We start from the raw sequence: 22,768 nt of genomic DNA, 5'->3' as shown, positions 1-22,768 counted from the left end.
GGGCCGGATGGCAACGTCGCTGCCTCCCTTCAGAGGATCGGTGCAGATGCACGGGGAAGGTCACGGATCGCCGTGGACCTCAGGAACTGGTGATCCCCTCGAAGACGATCGTGATCTTCTCGGTGGCCGGGGAGGTGTCGCCGGCCCGCAGGCTGGGCCCCTCCCACCGGCTGACCCAGGCGTTGGTCAGGTCCCACCGGCGCTGCTCCGCGTTCTCCGCGTCCACGATGATCACGCTGATGTTCTGCCGGGCCGTGTTGATCGCGCCCTTCTCGTAGGTGTCCTTGATCCATTCGGTGAAGGCGCTGCTCTTGTCCAGGCCGCGGGTGATGGTCACCTCGCCGCCCTTCCGGGCCCCCGGGATCTTGCGGATGATGTACTCCCCGGTCGGGGTGACCTGGGTGACCTCGATCGCGTCGAGTTCCACGGTGAGGCCGCTGACCTCCTGGACCGATTCGACCCGTGCCTTGCCCAGTTCCACCTGGAACCGGTGGGTAACGAAGGTGTCGCCCGTCTCCGCCATCGCTGGCTACCGTCCTTTCCTAGCCGTCACATCGAGGTCTGTGGTGCGTACGCGTCGGGTCATTCGGAGACGAGGCTGGTGCTGTCGGAGTACTGCGACATCCGGAAGACGACGAACTCGGCGGGCCGCACCGGGGAGACGCCGACCTCGCAGACCACCCGGCCGAGATTCACCGACTCCGGCGGGTTGGTCTCCCGGTCGCACTTGACGTAGAACGCCTCGCTGGCCGTGCTGCCGAACAGCGCCCCGGCGCGCCACTCCTCGGTGAGGAAGGCGGCGATGTTGCGCCGGATCGTCCCCCAGAGCCGCTCGTCGTTCGGCTCGAAGACCGCCCACTGGGTGCCGAGCAGGATCGACTCCTCGATGTAGTTGAACAGCCGGCGCACGTTGATGTAGCGCCAGGCGGGGTCCGAGGAGAGGGTCCGGGCACCCCACACCCGGATGCCGCGACCGGCGAAGGTGCGGATGCAGTTCACCCCGACCGGGTTGAGCAGATCCTGCTCGCCCTTCGTCACCGTGTTCTGCACCTCGATCACGCCGCGCAGCACGTCGTTCGCCGGGGCCTTGTGGACCCCGCGTTCCGCGTCGGTCCGCGACCACAGGCCGGCGACGTGTCCGCTCGGCGGCAGGAACCGGTGCTGCCCGCTGGCCGGGTCGAACACCTTGATCCAGGGGTAGTAGAGGGCGGCGAACCGGGAGTCGTACCCCGCCTCGTCCTGTCGCCAGGTCAGCACCTGCCGGGCGGTCAGCTCCGGCGGCGGGTCGAGGACCGCCATCCGGTCGCCCATCTGCTCGCAGTGCGAGATGACCCCCAGTTGCACCGCCTTGACGTCGTCGAGGCTGATCCGGCCCTGCTGGTACGCGCACATCAGGTCGGGCACCGCGACCATGGTGATCTCGTCGACCGCCTCCAGTCCGCCGAAGCCGGTCCGGGCGTCCGCGTCACCCACGTAGTCGTCGGCGGAGATCCGGGCGGGCAGGCCGGCCTCCTCGGTCGGCACCGGCGGTACGCTCACCGACTGCTTCGAGGGCCGGGCCAGCGAACTCGCCGGTGCCGCCTCCTCGATCGCGATCAGCTTGGACCGTTCCCGTACCTGGTTGACCACGTACGCCTTGGTGTTGCGCTTAGCGGAGACGTCGAACGCCTCCCGTTCCGTGCCGCCCTGCCGGACGACCAGCCGGAACCGGTCCTCCGGCACGGACTCCCCCTCGACGTCGGCCACCTCCACGGTGAGCTCACCGGCGTCACCGGAGCCGGGCAGGGCGGTGACGGTGAAGGTGCCGAGCGCCACCGGCGGCCCGGCGGCCGTGCGGCCCGTCCCGGTCGTCGCCTCCGGGGCACCGACCCGCACCACGTAGCAGAGGCCGCCACCGTTGGCGAAGTAGCCGTACACCGCGTGCGCGAGATAGGCGTCGTCGACCGCCCCGCCGAAGGTCTGGACGAACTGGCTCCAGTTGGTCACCAGGGTCGGGGTGTGGAACGGCCCCCTGGCGGCGAAGCCCACGAAGGCGGCGACGGCGGTGCCCACACCCTCGATCGGGCGCGAGCCGCTCGGCACCTCCTCCACGTACACCCCGGGTGACAGGTACGACGGCATGACACGCTCCCTCGGGCACGACGGCTATCCGTGAGGAGAAGTCTGGTCACGCTCGGCACCGGCGACCATGACTCGACGGGCGGGCGGCGGGGAAGCGGCCACTACCCGAAGGGGCAGTCCGTCCGGAGTGCCGTCAGATGGCGGATGTCTCTCCGGACGGGGGCCGGAGAGGCTCCGCGTACCCGGGGTACACCTCGGAATGTCTCCGCCGCGTACGCGGCCCGGATTTCCGGAGTGCTCGGATGCCCATCCCCAGGCGACACGTTCCCGCCGGGATCGTGCTGGAACCCGCCGCCCGCCAGTTCGCCGAGGCGACCGCGCGACCGCCGTACCTGCACGAGCTCGGGCCGGATCGGGGCCGGGAGATCCTGGAGGACCTCCAGTCCGGGAATCTGCCCAGGCCGGAGGCCGACCTGGACGAGCGGGTGGTGCCCTGCGGACCCGGCGGTGGGATCGTGGTGCGGGTGGTCCGGCCCTCCGGTGCCATCGGCCGGCTGCCGGTGATCCTCTACTTGCACGGCACCGGCTGGGTGCTCGGGAGTCGCCGCACCCACGACCGGCTGGTCCGGGAACTGGCCGCCGGAACCGGGGCCGCGGTGGTCTTCCCGTACTACAGCCTGGCGCCCGAGGCGTGCTACCCGGTGGCGGTCGAGGAGTGTCACGCCGTGCTGCGCTGGCTCGCCGACCCGGGCGCGACCGACCTGGACGGTGAGCGGATCGCCGTGGCCGGTGACTCGGTGGGCGGCACCCTGGCGACGGCGGTGACGCTGCTGGCGAAGCGACGCGGTACGCCGAGACCGGCCGGGCAGGTGCTGTTCTACCCGGTCACCGACGCCCGCTTCGACACCGGGTCGTACCGGATGTTCGCCGAGGGCTTCCACCTGCGTCGGGACACGATGCGCTGGTTCTGGGACCAGTACGCGCCGGACGAGGCGGCCCGGGCCGAGGTGGCCGCCTCGCCGCTGCGGGCGACTCCGGAACATCTCGCCGGGCTGCCGCCGGCGCTGGTCATCACGGCCGAGGCTGACGTGCTGCGGGACGAGGGCGAGGCGTACGCCCACCGGCTGCGGTCGGCCGGCGTCCAGGTCTCGGCGACCCGCTACCAGGGCATCATCCACGACTTCGTGATGCTCGACGCGTTGCGCAGCACCGAGGCGGCCGAGGCGGCCATCAACCAGGCGATCACGTTTCTCAAGCGGGCACTGCGGTTGGCCTGAGCGGGGTGGCGGATGGCCGCCCACGCGACCGCCGGTTCCCGATCCGCCCCGCGTGCCTTACCCGGAAATATGCCCTCATGGTCACCGTCGACTGCCCGCCCGGCGCGCAGACTTGCGAACGGCAGAAAATCTTGCGGGCCGGAGGGAGCGCGATGCGGGCCGGGGAGTGGCGCCAGGACCAGGGCGAGCGCGGTACGGGAGGGGCGGTCCGTCGCGGTGACGCCGCCTCCGGTGCCCGACCGGAACATCCGATCATGGCGCTTCAGCACGCCGCCGGGAACGCGGCCGTCGCCGCTGCCCTCTCCGGTGAGTACGGAAGCGCGCCCGCCCTGCCGGTGCAGCGGGCACCCGGCGACGCCCAGTCGACCGCGACCGAGCAGGCGGCAGCGGACTACACCTCGCGCCTGTCCCGGGGACCGCTGCTCAGCACCGCCGAGCAGGCGGAGATCGAGCGGGCCGGTCCGGGCAGCGCGGTGCAGGCCGAGACCGGGTCGTTCGAGGAGGCACAGGCGTACCTGGACGCCAGCAAGTACTACGACTGGCTGCAACTGCCGCCGGGGAAGCGACTGTACGTCGCCACTCTGGCCTGGCAGAGGCGGGCGGATGCCGGAGGTATCCGCGACACCCCCGCGTACGTGCTGGCCCGGGGCATCATGATGCGGTCCGCGCCGGAGGGCGACCCGCTGCGCGAGGAACTGGAAGCGGAACTGACCACCGACGTGCGCGACACGTTCGCGGCCACCCTCGCCGCCCAGGACCTCCAGGAGGGCACCGCAGCACTCAGTGCGCAACAGATCGAGGAGTTCAACCGGAAGAACCAGCAGGCCAACACGCTGCTCCGGCGGCTCTTCGTGATAATCCAACAGGGTCTGGAGGTGGCCGGGGCCGAGGGGAAGAACTCGGCGGACCGGCAGTGGCGACGCCACACCGGAGCCGTGGCGCGGGCTCTCGCGCACGGCGGGCGGGTCAACGTCCGGGTGGAGATCCCCCGGGCGGAGACCGCGGAACCGATCGGTGGCAGGTCGCTGCCGGAGTGGTTGGGGATGCGGAACCTGCCGAAGCGGGCGTTCAGCACGCACGACATGACCGGCGGCAGCGAGGAGACGCTACGCGAGGTCGGCGGCGTGAAGGCGACGGCCGGCAAACTCCTCAAGTACCCCCGGCGCGACGAGCGTGGCGCAGACATCGCGGCCGGTGGGATCGGCAGCCGTGACTTCAACGGCGACGTGGTGCTACCCAACGGCCTGCACGGTCACATCCTGCTCATCTACAAACCGCCCACCACCAGCGACATCGGCTGGCTCCAGATCGGCCTGGAGACCACCGCCCCCGAATCGGTGAAGGACACGGTGCTCCACGCGATCGGGCTGTCCAAACCGGATCCGAACGCCCCGAGGAATCCAGTCGGATACCGCCACACCGCCAAGTCCACCGAGGCGACCGCCAACCCGGCGTCCAGCGTCGGTGGGCTCAAGCAGGACAAGATCGGGACGGGCAAGCTGGACACCATGCGGGTCACGCTCGACGGCGACTGGTTGCGCAAGCTCAAGGCGGAGGACGCCAGACTGACCGAGCAGATCAACCGGGCGGGCAGGGACGAACGCAGACTGCGGGAGATCTTCCACGCGCTGGTCGGCACCGACGAGGACTACGCGCAGCTCATGGCCGATGAGCTGCCGGCCGCCGCCGGGCCCGAGTCCGACGACCCGGACCGGATCGAGGCCGGCCCCCGGTGAGGCCGGCCTCGACCGTGGTCGGACTGACACCCGACCCGTGCTCTCTCGACTCACCGCGGCTCCGGCGGGACGGGGCGCAGGATCTTGCCGTCGTCGGAGTCGTCTTCGAGCCGTACGGCGGGGACGTCGAGCAACTCGTTGATGCCGGGAAACCGGTCGGGCAGGGCCACGTCGCCCGCGATCGCCGGGGTCGATTGGGCATTTACGTGGGTACGGGCGTGCGACTCGCCGGCCTGCATCAGGTACTTGCCCGGTTGGCCGCCCGAGGCTACGGTCTGCGCCCGGTCCCGCCGGACCACCTGTTCACCATAGGTGTTCAGCAGAACGGCGCGGCTGTGGATGTTCGTGCCGACGCGGCGCGCGGGCCGACCGCCGGTGCCCTTTACCCGCATACCCGTGCTTCGCGCCTTGGCCAAGAACCCGGCGAGGTCGACGGCGAACCTCGCCCGGTAGCTGTCGCAGAAGTTGCTCAGCTCCCGGCTCATCTCGCCGCCGGCGAGGTACGCGTCGACCAGGCGCTGGTGCACGTCCTCCCGGAGCGACTCCAGATACATCGTCTGCACCCCGTTGTTGTGCAGCCGCTCCATGTGTTCGACCGCCCAGGCGAAGAACGGTTCCTCATGATGCGCTCCGCCGATGACCAGACCGTCGTTGACGGTCAGGAGCATGTCCGTCGCGTCGGCCGCCGGCATCGGGACCCCCCGCAGCATGGCGGCCGTGACGTCCCGCCGGGCCTGCGCGTTCTCGTCGCCGGACTCGTTCGCGTACTGCGTGGCCCGGTCCACCGCATCGGTGGCGAGCTGCTGGTCCCGCGCGTCCTGGGCCTGCCAGTACGGCAGGGACGCCGGGTCCCGGCGACCCAGTTGCTCCATCATCTCGGCGTTGCTGCGGGCACCGGTGGCACCGCCGGTCATCGAGACACCCGCCTGTAGGGCCACGTTGGTCAACGCGGTGCCGAGGTCATATCCCGTTCCCAGTGGACTCATCTCACTCTGCGAGGTCAGGTCCGTGTCGAGGGTGATGCGCTGCTTGTGCGGGGTCCGCCCGGTAGCCGCATGGTAGGCGGCCTCCAGCTCGGTCCAGGTGGTCGGGTCTTCCACCTGGGTGGCGGGGCGCCGTCTCGAGTGCGACCGGCGTGGCCCCCGGACCTGGACCGACGGGCCGGCCGGTTCCCGGTGCAGTTCGTCGGCGGTGACCCGCTGGACGGACGGTGTGCCCGTCGCCGACTCCGTGGGTGCGGACCCGGCCGCCTGCGACACCGGATGGACCTCATGTACGGGCGGCGGTGTGCTCAGGGCACGATGGGCGTTGGCCTCCGCCGCCCGCTCGAAGGCGTCGCCCGGGTCGGAGACCCGTAGGCCGTTACCGTCCTCGGTACCGGCGACCGGGCCGGAACGTTGCTGGATGACGTGGGTCAGTTCGTGGGCCAGGGTGTGCCGGTCGCTCCCGCCCCGGCCGAGCACCACGTGCGGTCCCGACGTGAAGGCACGGGCTTCCACCTCCGCCGCCGAGCGTTCGGCGAGCGCACCGGTGTGCAGGCGTACGTCGGAGAAGTCGGCGCCCAGACGGGCTTCCATGTCCCGCCGTACCGGCTCGGCCAGTGGGCTGCCGGGCGAGCGCAGCACCTGGTTCACCGCCGATCGCTGCACCGGCTCCGACTCGTGGCCGTGGTCCGGGTCGGCGCAGCGCATCCGCTGCACCGCGCGGGTGGCGGCGGCGTTACCGGCCCGGTGTTGCAGGTCCAGGATCCTGGCCGCCGCACCGCCCGGCCCGACGCCGGCAGGCCCGACGGGCACCGCACCCGTCTCCGGCCGGGCCTGCTCGGCGCCGGTGGTCTCCGACCGGGCCGGGGTGACGGGGCGGGCCGAGACGTCACGGCCAGCCGGATCGTGTGCTCGCATCGCTGCCCTCTCGTCAGTGGATCCGCGCGGGTTCCCCGCGTGGTTGATGCGCGCCGAACTCGCTCTCCAGCAGCAGTCGGCCGAGCTTGCGGTACTCCCGCTGCACCGCGCCGACCAGGTCCGCCATCCGCACCGGTCGGCCGGCCTCCGCAGCCAGGTACGCGGCGGTCACCACGCATGCCCGGATGCTGCCGCCGGCCAACTCGAAGCGGCGGGCGCAGAAGTCCAGGTCCAGGTCGGGGTCGCGGGGCAGTTCGGTGCCGAGGCAGCGGTCCCAGAGCGCCCGCCGCTGCGCCACGTCCGGCATGGCGAAGTCGACGATCAGGTCGAGCCGTCGGGTGAACGCCTCGTCCAGGTTGGCACGCAGGTTCGTGGTGAGCACCGCGACGCCGTCGAAGGACTCCATCCGTTGCAGCAGGTAGGCGCTCTCCAGGTTGGCGTACCGGTCGCGAGCGTCCTTGACCTCCGACCGTTTGCCGAAGATGGCGTCCGCCTCGTCGAAGAGCAGCAGGCCGTTGACCTCGGCCGCCTCGGTGAAGATCCGTTCCAGGTTCTTCTCCGTCTGGCCGACGTACTTGTCCACCACGGTGGACAGGTCCACGACGTACAGGTCCAGGCCGAGGTCGGCGGCGACCACCTCCGCCGACATGGTCTTGCCGGTGCCGGAGTCACCGGCGAACAACGCCAGCACCCCCCGCCCTCGCCCGCCGCCGGGGCGCATCCGCCACCGGCCCAGCACCCGGTCTCGGTACCGCACCCGCAGCGCCAGCTCGCGCAACTGGTCCTCGACCGAACCGGGAAGCACCAGGTCGGTCCAGTCGACCCCGGGTTCGATCCGCCGGGCCAGCCGGGCCAGGCCGCCGGCGTTCTGCCCGCGTACCCCGGCGCGCAGGTGGTCGGCGTCGATCCGGTCGGCGCCGGCGAAGAGGGCCAGCTGGTCGGCGGCCTGCGCGGCCCGCCGCACCTGGTCCGGGCCCAGCAGGTACGGCGCCAACTCGCGCGCCGGGTCCACGCCGTCGAGCCAACCGGCGGGCCGGTCCGCGTCCCGCGCCCCACCGGCCGCCCGCCACAGCTGGGCCCGACCCCGCTCGTCCAGCGGCGGGGCGGTGACCAGCAGCGGTGCCCGACGTGTCCAGTGTGGATCCCACTCGGCCGACCCGGTGAGCAGCACCGGCACCGGCTGGTCGGCGACCCGGCGAAGCAGCCGGGCGTGCTCCGGCCGGCCGACCGGATCCAGGGCCTGCACCGGGCCGACCACCAGGCCGGCGCCCCGCAGCCGGGCCTCCCGCACCGTCGCGGCCAGCGCCTCGGCGGGAGCGGGGTCGGCGGCCAACGCGTCCAGGTCGAGCCGGAGCACCGATCGGCCGGCCCGGAGCAGCGCCGCGACGGCCAGGTCGTCGGCGGCGCAGCCGGGACGCTCCTGCAGGTAGCCCAGGTCCACCCCGCAGCGCAGCGCCGCGCCGAGCCGCGCGACGGTTCCGGTCCACTCCGAGCTGTCCGTCCGGCCCGACCCGTCCGAGGCGTCGGCGTACGCGGCGGTGGCCTGGTCGGCCGTCGGCCAGGCCACCTCGGCCAGCCGGGCGTCCGGCATGTCGTCGCCGAGCAGGTGCGCGGCCACCCGGTCGGGCACCCGCAGCGCACGGGACAGGTACGGCTGGTCCGGGTGCTCGACCAGCAGCAGCCCGCCGGCGATCAGAGGCGCCCAGCCGGCGAACCGGGCCCGGTCGGCGGCCTCCCCCGGCGACCTTCCGCACAGTTCCAGGGCCAGCCCCACGGTCGCCCGGCGTCGGCTGACGTCGTCGTTCAGATAGCCGTAGAGCCGCTCGTACCGGGCGTCGACGTCGGGTAGCAGCGCCACGAGCAGCACCTCGACGTCCAGTCCGGTGAGACCGAAGGCGGCTGCCAGCCGCCGGAGGCGGGATTCGGTCCCGGCCCCGTCCGCCCGCTCCCCCGCCGGATCCACCGGCTCGGGTCCGCCAGACCGGGCCATCAGCCGGTCGATGTCGTCAGGCGCCAGGTACAGGCCCCGGAAGGGGTCGTCCGGTTGGGGGTCGTCCCGGCGGCGATCGGCGACCAGTCGGGCCACCCGCGCCGCGACCAGTCCGAGCCGCTCCCACAGGTACGCCGTGTCGTCCGCGCCGCTCACCGCCGGTCGTCCCGTTGGCTCGGTCGCCGATCGTCGGGACCGGTCGCGGCCCGCTCCGCCCCGCCGTCGGTCCGTTGTCGGGCCGGGCCGGTGCGGGTACGCAGGCCCGCCGGCCGCCCGGAGGTGTCGCCGACCAGCACCGTGCGCTCCTGTACCGGTGGCGCGGCCGGGATCCGGCGGGTGGACACCGGCGCGATGATCACCAGGTCCAGCGAGGGTTTCAGTTCTCCACCGAGCGCGCTCCACACGTCGGCCAGCGCCCGCCCCTCACCGGGGGGTGCGGCGACCGACATCGGCACCGACAGGCTCAGCGTCGCCAGTGAACCGGTCAGCCGGGCGGCCGGCAGTTCGTCGTACCGGACCAGACCGGCCAGCAGGGTGGCGAGCAGCCGGTGCTCGTCGGTGGGCCGGTTGGTCCACGCGGTCAGCAGGTAGGACAGCGCGTAGAAGTGCGGCGAGTCGTGCCAGGCCACCGTCCGGCCGGTGGCGTCCCGCTCGGCGACCCGACCTTGGAAGTGCCGTGACCGGTCCTCCCGGATGTCGTAGAGGAACAGATTCACCGTCGGCGCGTTGCGTCGGGCCGCCCACTCCCGGGTGGGCGGGTCGAACGACACCTCCGCACCGGTACCCGCCATCATCTCCTCCAGGACCAGCCCGCGCAGTCCCTCGTCGACCTCGTGTATCACCCGTCCACTCCCATCGTCGTCACCAGCGCCGGTGCAGCAGTCCGGGTGGCTGCTGGGCCGGCAGCACCACCAGGAACGGGGTACGCACCGGACTGAACCCCGTGCCGGTGGCCACCGCCTGTCGGCCACCCAGCCGGTCCTTCGGCAGCACCAGCAACTGGGCGGTGAAACTGCCGTCGGCGGCCGGGCGCACCGGCGGGGCGGCGGCGGTGATCCCCAGGTCCCAGGAGAGCCGCAGCGGCCGACCGGGTGGGAAGTCCTCGCCCCGGATCGAGGCGACGAACCCGGGCGGTCCGATCGACGGCACCGCCACGATCCGCGGGGCGAGCACCCGCAACGGCCTACTGGCGGTGTCGTTGTCCGGGTCGGCGTTGCCGCCGGTGGTGCGCACGGTGCCCCGGACGGTCGTCTGCAGCGCCGCCTCCGGGGAGAGGGTCCCGGTGACGGTGGCGGCGGCGCCCGGGGCCAGGTCCGGCACCGGGCAGCCCTCAGCCGGGCAGTTGGCCAGTGCCCCGCCGACCGATACCCCGCCGGGCAGGGCCGGTTGGACCCGCAGACCGGTCGCGGTCGTCCCACCGGCGTTGCGCACCGTGTACCGGACGGTGACGGTGCCGCCGACGTACCCCGGCTGCGGGTCTACCGAGACGGTCAACGCCGGATCGGCCGGGCTGCCCGGCGGTGCGGGAACGACGCGTACCGTGGTCGTCGCACGGTTGTCCGACGGGTCGGTGTCGATCGGGTCGGCCTCGACCGACCAGGTCAGCTCGAAGTCGCCCGGGGCGGTGCCCACCAACTCGACCCCGATCTCGACGGTACGGCCCACGCCGAGACGGCCCAACTCGCAGCTCAGGGTGGCGAGTGCACACTCGCCGACCGGGGTGTCGAAGCCGGTCACGGAGAGCCCCGGTGGAACCTCGAGACTGCCCCGGACGGCGTCGGCGGCGGCCGGTCCCTGGTCGGTGACAGCGAGCCGCAGGGTGGTCCGGCCGCCCACGGTGGTGCCGGGCGCGGGTACGGACACGGCGGTGGCGACGTCGAAGCGGCGTTGCCAGGTCGGCTCCTTCTGCCGTCCGGGCAGGTGCGCGGTCAGCGGCCGGATGCTGCCGTCCCCGAGGTCATAGCTCCACAGCGCCTCGGGCGAGTTGTTGTCCTCGGCCCGGCGCGCCGAGAAGGTGAGCCGCTCGCCGTCCGGTGACCAGGCGACGTCCCGTGGCTGGTGCGGACCCTCCTCGCGGTCCGGCACCGCAAGGGCGCAGGATCCGCCGCCGGGCAGCAGCAGCCGGCACCGGTTGTCGGCCAGGTCGACCAGGATCAGGCCGTCGGCCTCCCGGTTGAACACCAGCCGGGTGCCGTCCGGGGAGAAGGCGGCGCTGTCGTCGACGACCGGGCAGTCGTAGCCGCAGATCGTCTCGGTCATGTCCGTCTGGTCAAGTCCGTCCGCGGCGTTGGCGGTCCAGACGTGCGTCAACATGTCACCCCGGTAGGTGCCCCGGGTGAAGGCGAGCCGGGTGCCGTCCGGCGACCAGGCCGGCTGAGCGTCGTCGAGTGCGGCCAGGTCGTCCCGGACCGGCAGCTCCAGCAGGCGCCGCCCGGTGTCGGCGTCGACCACCTCGATCCGGGACGGGGTGCGCGGCGCCTCGGGGCCGTTCCCGGGCGAGTTGCGGACCAGGGCTAGCCGGGTGCCGTCCGGCGACCAGGCCGGGTCCGTCTCCCGGTCACCGCGCCCCCGCCCGGCGATCGGCAGCAACCGGGGCCGGCCGCCGTCGGCGTCCACGATCCAGATCCGTTGGGTCCGGACGCCGTCGACCGTCTCGAACCGGCTGACCGCGATCCGCTGCCCGTCCGGCGAGTACGCCTGCCGCTCCAGCCACGGATCGCCGTCGACCGGATACCAGAGCAGTCGGGAATCGATGATCGCCCCGGGATCCTCGCGCAGCACCGGCACGCGCAGGTCGCGGGGATCCACCCCGTCCGGACGGATGTCCTGCAGGGTGGCGGTGGTCCGTTCCAGGGCGCTGGTCCGGGCGACCAGCAGCTCTTCGGTGTCGGTGCCCGGGGCGGCGTACCAGGTGGGGTGGCTGACGTCGCGGTCCTCGGCGAGCCGTGGCACCACCACGCACAGGCACGGATCGTCGCGGACCAGCACCGAGTAGATCCGATCGACGGTCCCGGTCGTTCCACCGTCCGGCAGGGTACGGCTCACGAACGCCACGGTCGCCCCGTCGGCCGTCCACGCGGGCTGCCGGGCCTGCCAGGCGGGCAGCAGCATCCGCGTCCGGTCGGTGCCGTCCGGCGCGATCAGCCACACCTCGGGGTGCGGGCCGGCCGGACCGACGGTGTAGGCGATGCGGTCGTGCGTCGGGTTCGGGTCCCAGGACGGCTCGGTGGCCCCGGTGGATTCGGCGGTGATCCGGGTGACCGGGCCGCCGTCGACGGCGACCCGGTAGATCTGCGGGAGGGTGTCCGTACCGCGTAGCCCCGCAAAGGCCAGCGTGCGCCCATCCGGCGACCAGGTCGGCCAGGTGTTGTCGCCGGTTCCGTCGGTCACCCGTCGGGTGTTGCCGCCGTCGACGTCGACCACGTAGATGTCCTGCCCGCCGCCATCCCGGCCGGCGGCCGAGCTGTAGGCGATCCGGGTGCCGTCCGGGGAGAGCACCGGCCGATGCTCGTCGGTCGAGTTCCGGGTGACCCGGCGTACCGGACCCTCGCCTCGGCGCAGGTACACCTCGGTGGTGCGCTCGTCGCGTCGACTCACCCAGGTCGTCGCCGACCCGCGGGCCGAGATCTCGTCGTCGAAATGGTCGGGTCCGGACTCGTTGAGCGGGGCCGCGGTAGCTGCCGGTCCCTCGCCCCGGATGATCCCCAGGCTGCGGTGCCCGGTGCCGGCGTACGCGATCCGCTGACTCACCTCAGGGTTCGGCGGCGGGCCGGGCGCCGCCGTCGGAGCCGGCGCGGGCGCGGCCCGGCCCTGGCTGACGAACCCGGCGGTGGGCGGCAGCGCACCGATGAGCAACACGGCCAGTACGGCGGGGATTCCGATTGAACGTCGCAAGTGGACCTCGACGGGCGTGCGATGGATGAAGGTGACCGGCGGCCGGCCACCATCGTCCGGCGGTTCCCGGTCGGCCGGTGCGGACCGGGAGGCACCGTCGGGGGCAACGGTGCTGGCCCGTTCAGGCAACCCGCCGCCCCGGTGCTCAGATCAACCCGTTGCGCAGGGCGTACGCCACGGCGTGCGCCCGGTTGCGAAGCTGCAACCGGCTGGTGACCCCGTGCAGGATGTTCTTCACGGTCCGCTCGGAATAGGAGAGCTTGCTGGCGATCTCCCCGGTGTCGAACCCGTCCGCGACCAGCCGCAACACGTCCACCTCGCGGCTGCTCAACCCGAGCAGGGTCAGGCCGCGCGGTTCGAGTACCTGCCGCTGAAGTCGGCCCACCTGGGCCATCAGCCGACCGAGCAGGTCGGCGGGGAGGGCACCCTCGCCACGGGCGACGGCCAGGACGATGTGGCTGAGCCGCTCGGCGCTCGCCTCGGATCGCCGGACCACTCCCACCACGCCGTGCTCCACCGCGAGAGACAACCCGGCATCGTCGATCCTGGCCGGCACCAGCACCAGTTTGGCCCGGCCGGCCCGGTGCAGTCGGCGTAGCAGCCGGGCAGCCGACTCGTCGAGGGCGTCGATGACGACCAGCGCGACACTCTCGGGTGTCTCCTGGCCCGGCTCGACCACCCACAGGTCCGGCCGGGAACGGAGCTGACTCTCCACTCCCAGCCGCGAGATCGGGTCCTCCGCGTGAACGCTTACGGTGACACGGTGCACAACAACTCCCAGCACAGCTCGATGCCCCTGTCCAGGGCTTCCGTTCCGGACGGTGCCGCCGCGCCGGTGTTGCACGGCGATACGGCAGAGGGTGCCGGACGAGACTTCGCGGGCACCTAACGCGGACCTAACGGGCAGCGGTTCTGCCCGCATCGGTACCCCGGCGGCCGGTTTCCGGCCGCTCCCGCCGCGCCTACGGTCGGGGCCATGAGCATCTCGTTGGGCCTGGTGGACACTCCGGTGGTGGTCGTGCCGGGCGAGAGCGTCGACATCCCGGTGACGGTCCGGAACTCGGGTGACGTCGTCGAGGGGTACGACCTCGACGTGGTCGGCATGCCGAGCACCTGGGCGACGTTCGACCCACCGAGAGTCTCCCTCTATCCCGGCGCGAGTCAGACCGTCACCCTCACCGTCCGACCGCCCCGGTCCTCCGAGGTCCGCGCCGGAGAGCTGCCGTACGGCGTCCGGGTGGTGCCGTCCGAGGCACCGCAGACGGCCACGGTCGAGGAAGCCGTGCTGACCATCGCGCCCTTCTCCGAGGTGACCGGAGAGCTACGGCCGCAGGTACGCCGGGCGCGACTCGGCGCCCGCTACCGCCTCGCCGGCGTCAACGGCGGCAATCTCGAGGAGACGCTGACCGTCACCGCCGTCGACAGTGCCGAACAGCTGAACTTCGCGCCCCGACCGCGGCCGACGACCCTGGCGGCGGGCGAACAGTACACGACCGTCCTCGGCGTACGGGCCCGGCGACTGCTCTGGCGAGGCACCCCGAGACACCTGCCGTTCCGGGCCGTGCTGAGCGACACGACGGGCCGGGCCGTCACCCTGGACGGCACCCTGGTGCAGCAGCCCGTTCTCTCCGCCTGGCTGCTCAAACTGCTCGCCCTGCTGCTGGCTCTGCTGCTGCTCCTGCTCGCCCTCTGGTTCGGGCTGCTGCGTCCGGCGGTGACCTCCGCAGCTCGGGAGGCCGTCGACGAGGGCATGGCGCAGGTCGCGACCGAGGCGGAGGTGGCGGCGAGCGAGGCTGCCGGCGTGGCTGCGCGAGACGCCATCGAACAGGAACGCGCAGCGGCTCCCCCCGCACCTCCGGCGCCGCCGCCGGCTACCCCCGAGGGTAATGACCGCGCCAGCGGGGACGGACAGTTCGCCACCGCGCTGGTGCTGCGGACCAACCCCGGGGGGTCGGCGTCGAGCAGCTACACCGTGCCCCGCAACCGGGTGCTGCTGATCACGGATTTCCTGGTGGACAACCCGCAGGGAGACACCGGGACCCTGACCGTGACCGCCGACGACGTCCGGGTGGTCACCTACGCGCTGGAGAACTTCCGTAACCAGGACTACCACTCGGTCACCCCGATCAGGGTGCCGGCCGGGTCCCGGGTGACCCTCACCGTCGTCTGCCGGCAACCGGGCACCCCGGTCGGTGCTCCCACGTCGAGGACCTGCCAGGAAGGGCTCTACCTCAACGGCATCCTCGCCCGGTCCACCCGGGCGGGCTCCTGAACCTCCGGAAGGTCGCCGCGATCCTCGCCAACCCTCGTACACCGGCGCATCGATTACTCTCACAGACCGCTTGGCAGATCGCGCTCAACGCCCGCGCCGGTACGAACGGGTGACCTGCCCGTCGGATAGCTTGCCCTATGCCCGTCATCGATCTGAGTGCGCCGGCCCGCCCTCCGTCGCCTCGCAGGACGACAAAGCCGCGGCTCGTGGCAGCGCTGGCAGTCATCGGGCTCGGGTCCCTCAGCGGCGAGCCGGTGAATCCGCCACAGCTTGCCCCTGAGGTACGGTGCGAGTCATGGCAGGCATCCATCGCGGGTGAGGTACGTCCGGCCACCGCTTCGACAGGGAGTGCCCCATCCGGCGCAACTACGGAAGCGCGCGTGGTGGCCATCATGGATGGTCGAAGCGGCTGCGTCGTGTCGATGCACCGATGGGGTGAATCGCCGTTGGTGTTCCAGTCCGGGGATCGCGATCTGGTCGCCATCGTCAAGATGGACGGCGACCGAAAGCGCTGGACGGTGCTGGTGTCGGGCAAGCCGCTGGGCGAGGAACTCGTGCGGTGGGAGGGCGACGACCTGGACGCCGGACTGTCGCGGGTGAGGGCCACACTTCGGGAGCGGGTTCCGGGACTGCTCGACTGACGGTTGTCTCGGCAACGGCGTTTCCGGCGATCGTGGTGAGCCGGTTTCCGCGGCGACCGTGGCCCTGACGTCGGCGGAGAAGTGAGATCGGTGCGGTACCGGGATGCTCCGATGATGACGTGGAGGTCCGTGCCGGGGCAGAAGGTGCGGCGCACGGCCGCGACGAAGCAGGCGATGGACCACGGCACGCCGACAGCCCTTGGCCAAATCATCTTAGTCATTAAGATAATTGCATGAGCACATCAACCGGCTTCTCCGTGGCGATCTCCGGTGCCGGCCTCTCCGGCCTCTGCCTGGCCCAGTACCTGGTGCGCAACGGCATCGACGTGCACGTCTACGAACGCGACCCGGGCCCCTTCGTCCGGCAGCAGGGCTACCGGATCATCCTCGACCGGTACGGGCTGGAGGCGCTGCGCACCAGCCTGCCCCGCCCGCTGTACCGCCTGGCGTTGGCCACCGGCGACGAGCCCGGCGGGCAGCTGCGCTTCACCGACCGGCGGCTGCGGGACGCCTTCACCATCACCTTCAAGGACAAGACCCACACCACCCGCCAGGTCGACCGGCAGACCCTGCGGTCGATCCTGCAGTCCGGGCTGGACGGCCGCATCCACTACGGCAAGGCCGCCGCCGCGGTGGACGACACCGACCCAGCGAGGCTGCGGCTGCTGTTCTCCGACGGCACAGCCGCCCCGGCCACCGTCGTCGTGGGCGCCGATGGCGTCGGCTCCCCGCTACGCACACAACTCATGCCGGACGCCGACCCGGTGCCCACCCCGATGGCGGGCATCTACGGCCGGACACCGCTGCGACTGAACGGTGCCAGCATCATCCCGGAGGCGCTGCGTACCAGCGGGGTTCTGGCCATCGCCGACCGACCGGGCCGCGCCTTCTTCTTCACCTCGATGCGCTTCGGCGAGAGCCCAAGAGAGGCCTTCGCGCGCCTGGCCCCGGGCAGCTACGCACCCACCGGTGAGGACTACGTCATGTGGGGACTGCTGCTGCGGCAGGAGGAGGTGCCCGAGGGCACCCGCCGGGACCTGCTGACACTGTGGAACCTGGCCACCCGGATGGGTACGGACTTCCATCCGCTGATCCGCCGACTGATCGAAGCGGCCGAACTGGACACCATGGTGCTCAACTCCTTCGCCACCGGCCGACGGCCGACCCGGTGGGCGGTGCCCCGGGCCACCATGATGGGCGACGCCGTACACGTCATGCCGCCGTTCGGTGCCCACGGCGGCAACACCGCGCTCCGGGACGCCGCCCTGCTGGGCCGCAGGCTGGTCGAGGCCCGCGCGGGCGGCATGCCGGTGGAGAAGGCGATCGCCCGCTACCAGGAAGAGATGGTGCCGTACGCCTTCCGCGCCGTCGACACCGCCGCCGCGCTGATGCGCCGCCTGACCGGAGGCGCGGCCGCACCACACTGGGTGCTGACCCGTGTGTTACCTCGGCTGCACCGGGTCACCGTACCGGAGGCATGATTGCCGGCATGTCCGACGAGTTGGCTCGTAAGTCCGCGATCGCCGACCTGATGCGTGCGGGACGGGAGATGTCCCGACTGTCCATGGTGTTCCGCAACGCCATCGCGGAGCAGTTGGGCCTCACCGTCAGCGACCTGGAGTGCCTGGACCACCTGGCCGAGGTCGGTTCCGCCACCGCGGGGCAGATCGCCGAGCGGACCAACCTCACCACCGGGGCGGTGACCAGCATGCTCCGCCGGCTCCAGCAGGCCGGCTACGTGACCACCGAACGCGACCCGGCGGACCGGCGGCGGGTGATCGTCACCCTGCGGCCGGAGCGGGTAGCCGACCTGGAGCGACCGTACGAGCGGTTCGCCGAACAGACGGGACGCCTGATCGCGGGTTACAGCGTCGAGGAGATCATGCTGCTGGTCCGACACTACGGCCGCATGCAGGAGATGTACCTGGCCGAGTTGGACCGCCTCCGCAGCGGTACGCCGGAGACAAGCGGCTCGCGCCACCGATCTCCTGCGCTCGACAGACCGAGGGGTGAGCCGCCCGTGCGGCAACTCGCCCCTGACGACCAGGAAACTACGGATGGAGCATGACCGCCGGCTAGTCCTGCCAGACGTTCAAAGCCCAGGCGAGGACGTACCAGACGCAGACGTACTCCCGCCCGGAGGCGATTCCGGCGATGTGGCAGGTGACCGGGTCGGGGAAGATGCCTTGGAGCCCCCAGCCACCCGCTGCCAGCGTGACCGGTGCCGCGCTCACCGCCGAGTTGACGGCGGAGACCGGGGCGGCCTGGGCGGCCCCGGCCGTCGTACCCAGGCCACCGGCCACCAGGGTGGCGACCATGACTGTCCCGGCCAGCCGCTGCCGCAACGATCTTTTACGCATCGTGCCTCCTCTTACGAGCCCAGACCGGGCTGTCCGGCCGGCGATTGACGATGCGGAAATGCTAAGCCCGGAAAGGGAGCTGACCGGCGGTCCACAATCCGACTACCACACCGGCGAGAAAGGCAATTTCGATCATCGGTTTCGGATCGCGGAGCGGCGAGTGAGCCGCTGAACCGGCGTTTGCTGCCGCAATGATCCAAGGACCCCGGGTACGTCGACTTACGGTGCTAGTCATCATTCCGATAAACGGATCAGGCCCGGGTATCGTCCGGTCAGGCCAGAGTACAGATCTTGGGCCGGGCGCGATCACGGGAAGTCATCGGGTGTGATGCCGGGCAACGTGGCCAGTAGTTGACCGGCCAGTCGCCGTACGGTGTCGTCGTCGTGCTGGCGACCGAGCCGGATGAGCAGCTCCCGGGTCCGGGTGTCGCGGTAGTGGTGTCGGGTCAGCGCGAGCAACGCGGTACGTCGGACCTCCCAGTCGTCGTCGGTGGCCAGCCGGAGCAGCAGTTCGGGTACTCCGGCGCGGTCCGCCAGGGTCGCGCCGATTTGTTCCACCGCCCGGCGCCGGACCTCGAGGGCCGGGTCATCGCGGACCAGTCCGACGAGCAGCACCTGAACTTCGGGGTCGGCGCCGAAGTGCTCGCCGAGCGCGGCGGCGATGCGGGCACGAATCGCCGGGTCCTGGTCGGAGAGGCGGCGCATCAGTCGCAGTGTCACCGCCATGGAGGCGCTTCCCTGCTCGGTCAGGCAGCAGACCGCGGCGTCGAACACGGTCGAGTCGGTGTCCGACTCGACGCATTCCAGCAGCACGTCGGTCACCACGTCGGGGCTGCCGTACCGGCAGAGCGTCCGCACGGCGGCCAACCGGATGCCGACGTAGCTGTCGCGGCGGGCCCGTCGGCACAGTGTCTCCACCAGGCCCTCGACCTCGCCATGCTCGGCGAGGGCGTCGGCGGCCGCGCGCAGTACGTTCGGGTCGGGATCTCGGCTGACCTGTTCGGCCAGGCACTCCCGCACGGCGGGGTCGGGCGGTTCGGCGAGACGGGCCAGGCTGCGGGTGACCCGTAGCCGCACGAGGGCGTCCCGTTCTTCGAAGGCTCGGTTGATGAGCAGGTCGCGGGTGGTGTGCCCGAACAGTTGTCGGCCGGTGAGCAGGTCAACGGCGGTGAGCCGGACGCTCGCGGTAGGGTCGCGTCGGGCGCTGTCCAGCAGTAGTTCTCCGGTGCGGTGGTCCGAGTGGGCCTCGGCCAGGGCGCGTACCGCGGCCAGGCGGACCGTGGCGTCCTCGTCGGTGCGAGCCGCGTGCGCCACCACCGTCCAGCAGGTGTCGTCGGTGCAGTCCCGGTCGATCAGCGCGGTCACGGCGGCAGCCCGCACGGAGGCGTCCTTGTCCTGTTCGATCCGGTCGATCAGCCGGGTTCGACAGCGTCCGTCCGGGTCCGGCACGAGCGTCAGCCGCTGTACTGCGGTGGCGCGGAGCCGAGCGGACTCGTCCGAGTTGGCCAGCTTGAGCAGCAGATCGGTTTCCTCCGGGCCAGCCCGCCCGGACAGCAGTCTGATCACCAGGCAGCGCCGTACCTCGTCCGGGGACTTGCCGGTGATGCGCTGAAGCGCGCGGCTTCGCGCGGTGTCGGCGTGCTCGGGCAGGCCCAGCAGGGCTGTCAGCGCTTCCTGTACGACTGCGGGATCGGGGTCGGTGGCAAGTAGTCGCTGGAGGGTGCCGGGTGCGTCCGGCAGGTCGGTGCAGCGCGCGGTGAGCACGGCCACGGCGGCTCGTCGTACCGTGGTGGCGCTGTCCTCGGTGGCGTGGAACAGGACGTGGCGGAGGTCGTCGCTGAGTTCCGGGCGACCGTCGAGGGACTGTACGGCCAGTGCGCGGACCGCGGGATCGGGCGAGTCGGCGAGGTCGCACAGCTCGCCGGTGAGGTCGGGATCGGCGCCGAAGTGAGTGATCAGGGCCCGTACGGCGGCCTGCCGGACGGCGGTGGAGACCTTCGCTCGGGCCTGGGTGATCAGGATGTCCCGGTAGCGACGACGGTCCCCGGCGGTGACGTCCAGCCGGCCGGCGGCTTCGGCTAGCCCGGCGACCAGGGTGAGGTGGGCTAGCCGCTCGCGGCCCTGCTGGAGTTCCCGGACCAGCAGTTCCTCCAGGTGTTCCTCCGTGCTGGACAGCGCTGCGGCGATCCGGGTGGCGAAGGTGGAGCCGGAGCGCCAGCTGGTGCGTACTCCGCGGCGGCGGTACCAGTTCAGAAAGGTGTGCCGGCCGGGCCAGCTCGGCCCGAGGGCCCGGATCGAGGAGAGCAGTTCCTGTTCGGTGAGTTCCACCAGGTTGGGGTCGTCGGCGGAGATGCCGTGTTCGACCAGCAGCACCATCTGACGCAGCACGGCGTCGCCCGCAGCGGTCAGTTCGGCGGGTTGTGGGGTTTCGGCCACGCACTGCGCGGCCAGCACGAGGTTCCAGGGCGGGGCGGTCAGGTTCAGCGGCGGCCAGGGTTGGGTGGTCTCGGTGGCGAGTCGGGTGATCAGGTCGTTGGCGATCCGGGCGGGCAGGGCACCGGCGACGAGGCGGAGCACCTCTCGCCAGGACGGGTCGGCCCAGCGTTCGCGAAAGAGCGCACGGAGCCGGTCGAGGTCCCAGGCATCGGGGTCGTTGTCGATCCTGTCCACGATCTCCTCGGCGCAGAAGAATTCCAGGAACGCGCGGTGCACGAACCCGAACAGCCGCAGTCCGTATCGTTCCAGGATGAAGCTTCGGTGGCGCAGTTTGTCGATCATCGAGTAGGCCATACCGAGTGCCCGCTCGTTCTCGAAGCCGTAGAACGCAACGAGATGGTCGCGGAAGATGCGTGCCAGCTCGTCGGAGTCGATGTAGTTGCCGGCCGGCCCCGATTCCCGGAATTGCATGCGGAACGCCAGGTGGCGCAGTAGTCGGCGCTTCGCATCCAGGTCCAGCGAGGGCACGTCGCCGTGGCTCTCCCGCAGTTGTTTGGTCACGTCCCACTCGGAGATGAGGACGTCGGTGACGTGCGCGTACAGTCGGCGTCGGTTGCGGGGCAGGGGGTGGCTGCGACCGACGATGGTCATGAGCATCAGCAGCAGTGGGTTTCCGGCGATCTCGTGCATCGCTCGGGAGTCGCCCAGCATGTCGAGGAGCTGTCGTCGTTGCCGTTGTGCTTCGACAGCCGGAGTGGGCATCACGTAGCGGTACCAGTTGTCGATGAACTGGGTGATCTGTTCGTCGTCGAGGTCTTCGAGGGTGAAGTGGTCGAAGCCGGCGTTGGCGAAGGTCTGCCGCTGGTAGCCGGCCGTCCGTGAGGTGACCACGGACAGCACTCCCGGGTACTCGTTGGCGAAGGTGGCGATCTGCGCGGCCACCTCTTCGCGTTGGACCGGGTCGAACACCTCGTCGAGGCCGTCGAAGAGAAAGAGGGCCTGGCCGCCCTGGCGTAGATATGACCCCAGCACCTCCTGGTTGATTCCGGTCAGTCCCTGTTGGTGGCGATGGCCGATGTAGTCGAGCAAGCCGTCGCAGCGCCCGTCTCCGCGGTGCACGGCGTAGGACCGCAGTTCGATCAGCACGGGCAGGTGCTGGTTCAGCGCCGCGAGTCGGGGTTCGTCGCAGGCTCCGGCCAGTGCCAGTGCCAGGTACCGCGCGGCCGCGGACTTGCCGGAGCCGGGGTCTCCGAGTAGGACGATCGTCCGGCGGCTGGAATCGCAGACCACGTCGAACAGCGAGAGCGCATCCTTGGCCGCGTACTCCTCCCAGAGTCGTTCGAGTTCCTCCGGGTTCACCGCGCCGGGCAGTCCACTGGTGTCACCGTCCGATGTGGCGCTTGCCCACCGCCACCAGGCCAGTGGCATTTCCGGACGAGCCTCCTCGTGTACCCGAGGCTCGACGAACAGTTTCGGCAGCCCGACGGTGAGGTATCCGATGGTGGGACGTGGCGAGACAGCGTCGACCGAGACAACGCGGTATCTGTGCGCCAGTTGCTCGTGGTAGCGGTTGCGTACGGCTTCGGGTAAGTGAGTGTCCGGATCGGCGGGTCCGCGTGCCGGAAACCGTCCACTGCGTACGTCGGCCAGCGCTGCGGTGACCTTGGCGGTGAGGTCGTCGACGCTGGTGAAGAAGGCGCACAGGTGTCGTTCCTTGAGTTCCCGGCGAAGTTCGATGATCCGATCCCCGTCGTCGCCTCGGGCGACCCGGTCGACCGGCCAGGGAGCCTCATCGGCGAGGAGGAAGATCAGGCAGGGTTTTCCGGCCGCGAGTGCCTCGCGATACTCCAGCTCGGTGATGGAGGAATCCTGACCGGGCGGGCGAAATCCGTATCGCCAGGCAAACAGTCCGATGTAGAGGTCGCAACGGCGCACGTCAGCCAGGCAGCGGTCGAGCGGTGGTCGGACGTCGGCGTTGTACGCTTCCATGGCGACGTCCTCGATCTCCAGACGACGTGCCACTGCGTGTACGGCAGCGCGATATTCCCACAGGTCTTCTTGAGTGGCCGAAATGTAGACCTTCATAAACGGCAACTCCAGGGGTAGCTGGCGTCCGCACTATCGAAAATATCATTCGTTGTCACCTTCGTGCGGCCGGCGGCGCTTCACCGCCATGGGATTCCCGCCGATGTCGGGCCTA

At 71.2% G+C, this 22,768-nt stretch carries 15 protein-coding genes; 6 read left to right on the top strand and 9 right to left on the bottom strand.

Going from position 1 to position 22,768, the window contains the following annotated elements; all coding sequences use genetic code 11:
• Positions 1 to 79: 79 nt before the first annotated feature.
• Together ACGFIK_RS14770 and ACGFIK_RS14765 are read right to left on the bottom strand one after the other, a co-directional pair.
• Positions 80 to 523: a phage tail protein gene (locus tag ACGFIK_RS14770; protein WP_203869023.1), complete on the bottom strand. Its 444-nt coding sequence runs from the start codon at positions 521 to 523 to the stop codon at positions 80 to 82.
• A 59-nt stretch (positions 524 to 582) separates the two neighbouring features.
• Complete coding sequence (locus ACGFIK_RS14765; RefSeq protein WP_327026491.1) at positions 583 to 2,121, bottom strand: phage tail sheath subtilisin-like domain-containing protein; 1,539 nt, start codon at positions 2,119 to 2,121, stop codon at positions 583 to 585.
• 242 nt (positions 2,122 to 2,363) lie between these two features.
• Between ACGFIK_RS14765 and ACGFIK_RS14760 the strand changes: the two genes are divergently transcribed.
• Positions 2,364 to 3,338, top strand: coding sequence for an alpha/beta hydrolase (locus ACGFIK_RS14760; protein WP_327026492.1), 975 nt, complete (start codon positions 2,364 to 2,366; stop codon positions 3,336 to 3,338).
• Between the two features lie 254 nt (positions 3,339 to 3,592).
• Positions 3,593 to 5,074: a hypothetical protein gene (locus ACGFIK_RS14755; protein WP_393339684.1), complete on the top strand. Its 1,482-nt coding sequence runs from the start codon at positions 3,593 to 3,595 to the stop codon at positions 5,072 to 5,074.
• 50 nt (positions 5,075 to 5,124) lie between these two features.
• Here the strand turns inward: ACGFIK_RS14755 and ACGFIK_RS14750 are convergent, their stop codons facing one another.
• The 5 genes from ACGFIK_RS14750 to ACGFIK_RS14730 form a co-directional block, all read right to left on the bottom strand.
• Complete coding sequence (locus ACGFIK_RS14750) at positions 5,125 to 6,975, bottom strand: DUF4157 domain-containing protein (RefSeq protein ID WP_393339681.1); 1,851 nt, start codon at positions 6,973 to 6,975, stop codon at positions 5,125 to 5,127.
• Between the two features lie 13 nt (positions 6,976 to 6,988).
• Positions 6,989 to 9,121: an ATP-binding protein gene (locus ACGFIK_RS14745; RefSeq protein WP_327026495.1), complete on the bottom strand. Its 2,133-nt coding sequence runs from the start codon at positions 9,119 to 9,121 to the stop codon at positions 6,989 to 6,991.
• Positions 9,118 to 9,807, bottom strand: a complete 690-nt coding sequence (locus ACGFIK_RS14740) for a DUF4255 domain-containing protein (protein WP_327026496.1) — start codon at positions 9,805 to 9,807, stop codon at positions 9,118 to 9,120. Before ACGFIK_RS14740 ends, ACGFIK_RS14745 begins: the two co-directional genes overlap by 4 nt.
• Positions 9,808 to 9,826: 19 nt before the next feature.
• Positions 9,827 to 12,859, bottom strand: coding sequence for a hypothetical protein (locus tag ACGFIK_RS14735; RefSeq protein WP_327026497.1), 3,033 nt, complete (start codon positions 12,857 to 12,859; stop codon positions 9,827 to 9,829).
• Between the two features lie 145 nt (positions 12,860 to 13,004).
• Positions 13,005 to 13,628: a response regulator transcription factor gene (locus ACGFIK_RS14730; RefSeq protein WP_327026498.1), complete on the bottom strand. Its 624-nt coding sequence runs from the start codon at positions 13,626 to 13,628 to the stop codon at positions 13,005 to 13,007.
• A gap of 207 nt (positions 13,629 to 13,835) precedes the next feature.
• Between ACGFIK_RS14730 and ACGFIK_RS14725 the strand changes: the two genes are divergently transcribed.
• From ACGFIK_RS14725 to ACGFIK_RS14710, 4 genes are all read left to right on the top strand, one after another.
• Positions 13,836 to 15,131 carry a hypothetical protein gene (locus ACGFIK_RS14725; RefSeq protein ID WP_327026499.1) on the top strand — a complete coding sequence of 432 codons (1,296 nt, stop codon included), beginning with the start codon at positions 13,836 to 13,838 and terminating at the stop codon, positions 15,129 to 15,131.
• A gap of 380 nt (positions 15,132 to 15,511) precedes the next feature.
• On the top strand, positions 15,512 to 15,772 hold the full coding sequence (locus tag ACGFIK_RS14720; protein WP_327026500.1) for a hypothetical protein: 261 nt from the start codon (positions 15,512 to 15,514) through the stop codon (positions 15,770 to 15,772).
• A gap of 233 nt (positions 15,773 to 16,005) precedes the next feature.
• Entirely contained in the window at positions 16,006 to 17,253 is a 1,248-nt protein-coding gene (locus ACGFIK_RS14715) for an NAD(P)/FAD-dependent oxidoreductase (RefSeq protein ID WP_327026501.1), read from the top strand.
• 8 nt (positions 17,254 to 17,261) lie between these two features.
• Positions 17,262 to 17,840 carry a MarR family transcriptional regulator gene (locus ACGFIK_RS14710; RefSeq protein ID WP_327026502.1) on the top strand — a complete coding sequence of 193 codons (579 nt, stop codon included), beginning with the start codon at positions 17,262 to 17,264 and terminating at the stop codon, positions 17,838 to 17,840.
• 7 nt (positions 17,841 to 17,847) lie between these two features.
• On the opposite strand, the gene ACGFIK_RS14705 is transcribed toward ACGFIK_RS14710, so the two are convergent.
• Together ACGFIK_RS14705 and ACGFIK_RS14700 are read right to left on the bottom strand one after the other, a co-directional pair.
• Positions 17,848 to 18,132, bottom strand: coding sequence for a hypothetical protein (locus tag ACGFIK_RS14705; RefSeq protein ID WP_327026503.1), 285 nt, complete (start codon positions 18,130 to 18,132; stop codon positions 17,848 to 17,850).
• A gap of 306 nt (positions 18,133 to 18,438) precedes the next feature.
• Positions 18,439 to 22,653 carry a HEAT repeat domain-containing protein gene (locus ACGFIK_RS14700; protein WP_327026504.1) on the bottom strand — a complete coding sequence of 1,405 codons (4,215 nt, stop codon included), beginning with the start codon at positions 22,651 to 22,653 and terminating at the stop codon, positions 18,439 to 18,441.
• Positions 22,654 to 22,768: the final 115 nt, after the last annotated feature.

This window comes from Micromonospora sp. NPDC048871 (genome assembly GCF_043198155.1).
Classification (GTDB): domain Bacteria; phylum Actinomycetota; class Actinomycetes; order Mycobacteriales; family Micromonosporaceae; genus Micromonospora.
Note: the sequence above shows the minus strand (reverse complement) of the source record. Positions and strands in the feature narration are given on the sequence as shown.

What these genes read in the sequence shown, in the direction of transcription:
- ACGFIK_RS14755 (WP_393339684.1), top strand. Translation starts at nt 3,593, where the DNA reads ATGGCGCTTCAGCACGCCGCCGGGAACGCGGCCGTCGCCGCTGCCCTC.
- ACGFIK_RS14700 (WP_327026504.1), bottom strand. Translation starts at nt 22,653, where the DNA reads ATGAAGGTCTACATTTCGGCCACTCAAGAAGACCTGTGGGAATATCGC.
- ACGFIK_RS14710 (WP_327026502.1), top strand. Translation starts at nt 17,262, where the DNA reads ATGTCCGACGAGTTGGCTCGTAAGTCCGCGATCGCCGACCTGATGCGT.
- ACGFIK_RS14705 (WP_327026503.1), bottom strand. Translation starts at nt 18,132, where the DNA reads ATGCGTAAAAGATCGTTGCGGCAGCGGCTGGCCGGGACAGTCATGGTC.
- ACGFIK_RS14765 (WP_327026491.1), bottom strand. Translation starts at nt 2,121, where the DNA reads ATGCCGTCGTACCTGTCACCCGGGGTGTACGTGGAGGAGGTGCCGAGC.
- ACGFIK_RS14760 (WP_327026492.1), top strand. Translation starts at nt 2,364, where the DNA reads ATGCCCATCCCCAGGCGACACGTTCCCGCCGGGATCGTGCTGGAACCC.
- ACGFIK_RS14750 (WP_393339681.1), bottom strand. Translation starts at nt 6,975, where the DNA reads ATGCGAGCACACGATCCGGCTGGCCGTGACGTCTCGGCCCGCCCCGTC.
- ACGFIK_RS14715 (WP_327026501.1), top strand. Translation starts at nt 16,006, where the DNA reads ATGAGCACATCAACCGGCTTCTCCGTGGCGATCTCCGGTGCCGGCCTC.
- ACGFIK_RS14725 (WP_327026499.1), top strand. Translation starts at nt 13,836, where the DNA reads ATGAGCATCTCGTTGGGCCTGGTGGACACTCCGGTGGTGGTCGTGCCG.
- ACGFIK_RS14770 (WP_203869023.1), bottom strand. Translation starts at nt 523, where the DNA reads ATGGCGGAGACGGGCGACACCTTCGTTACCCACCGGTTCCAGGTGGAA.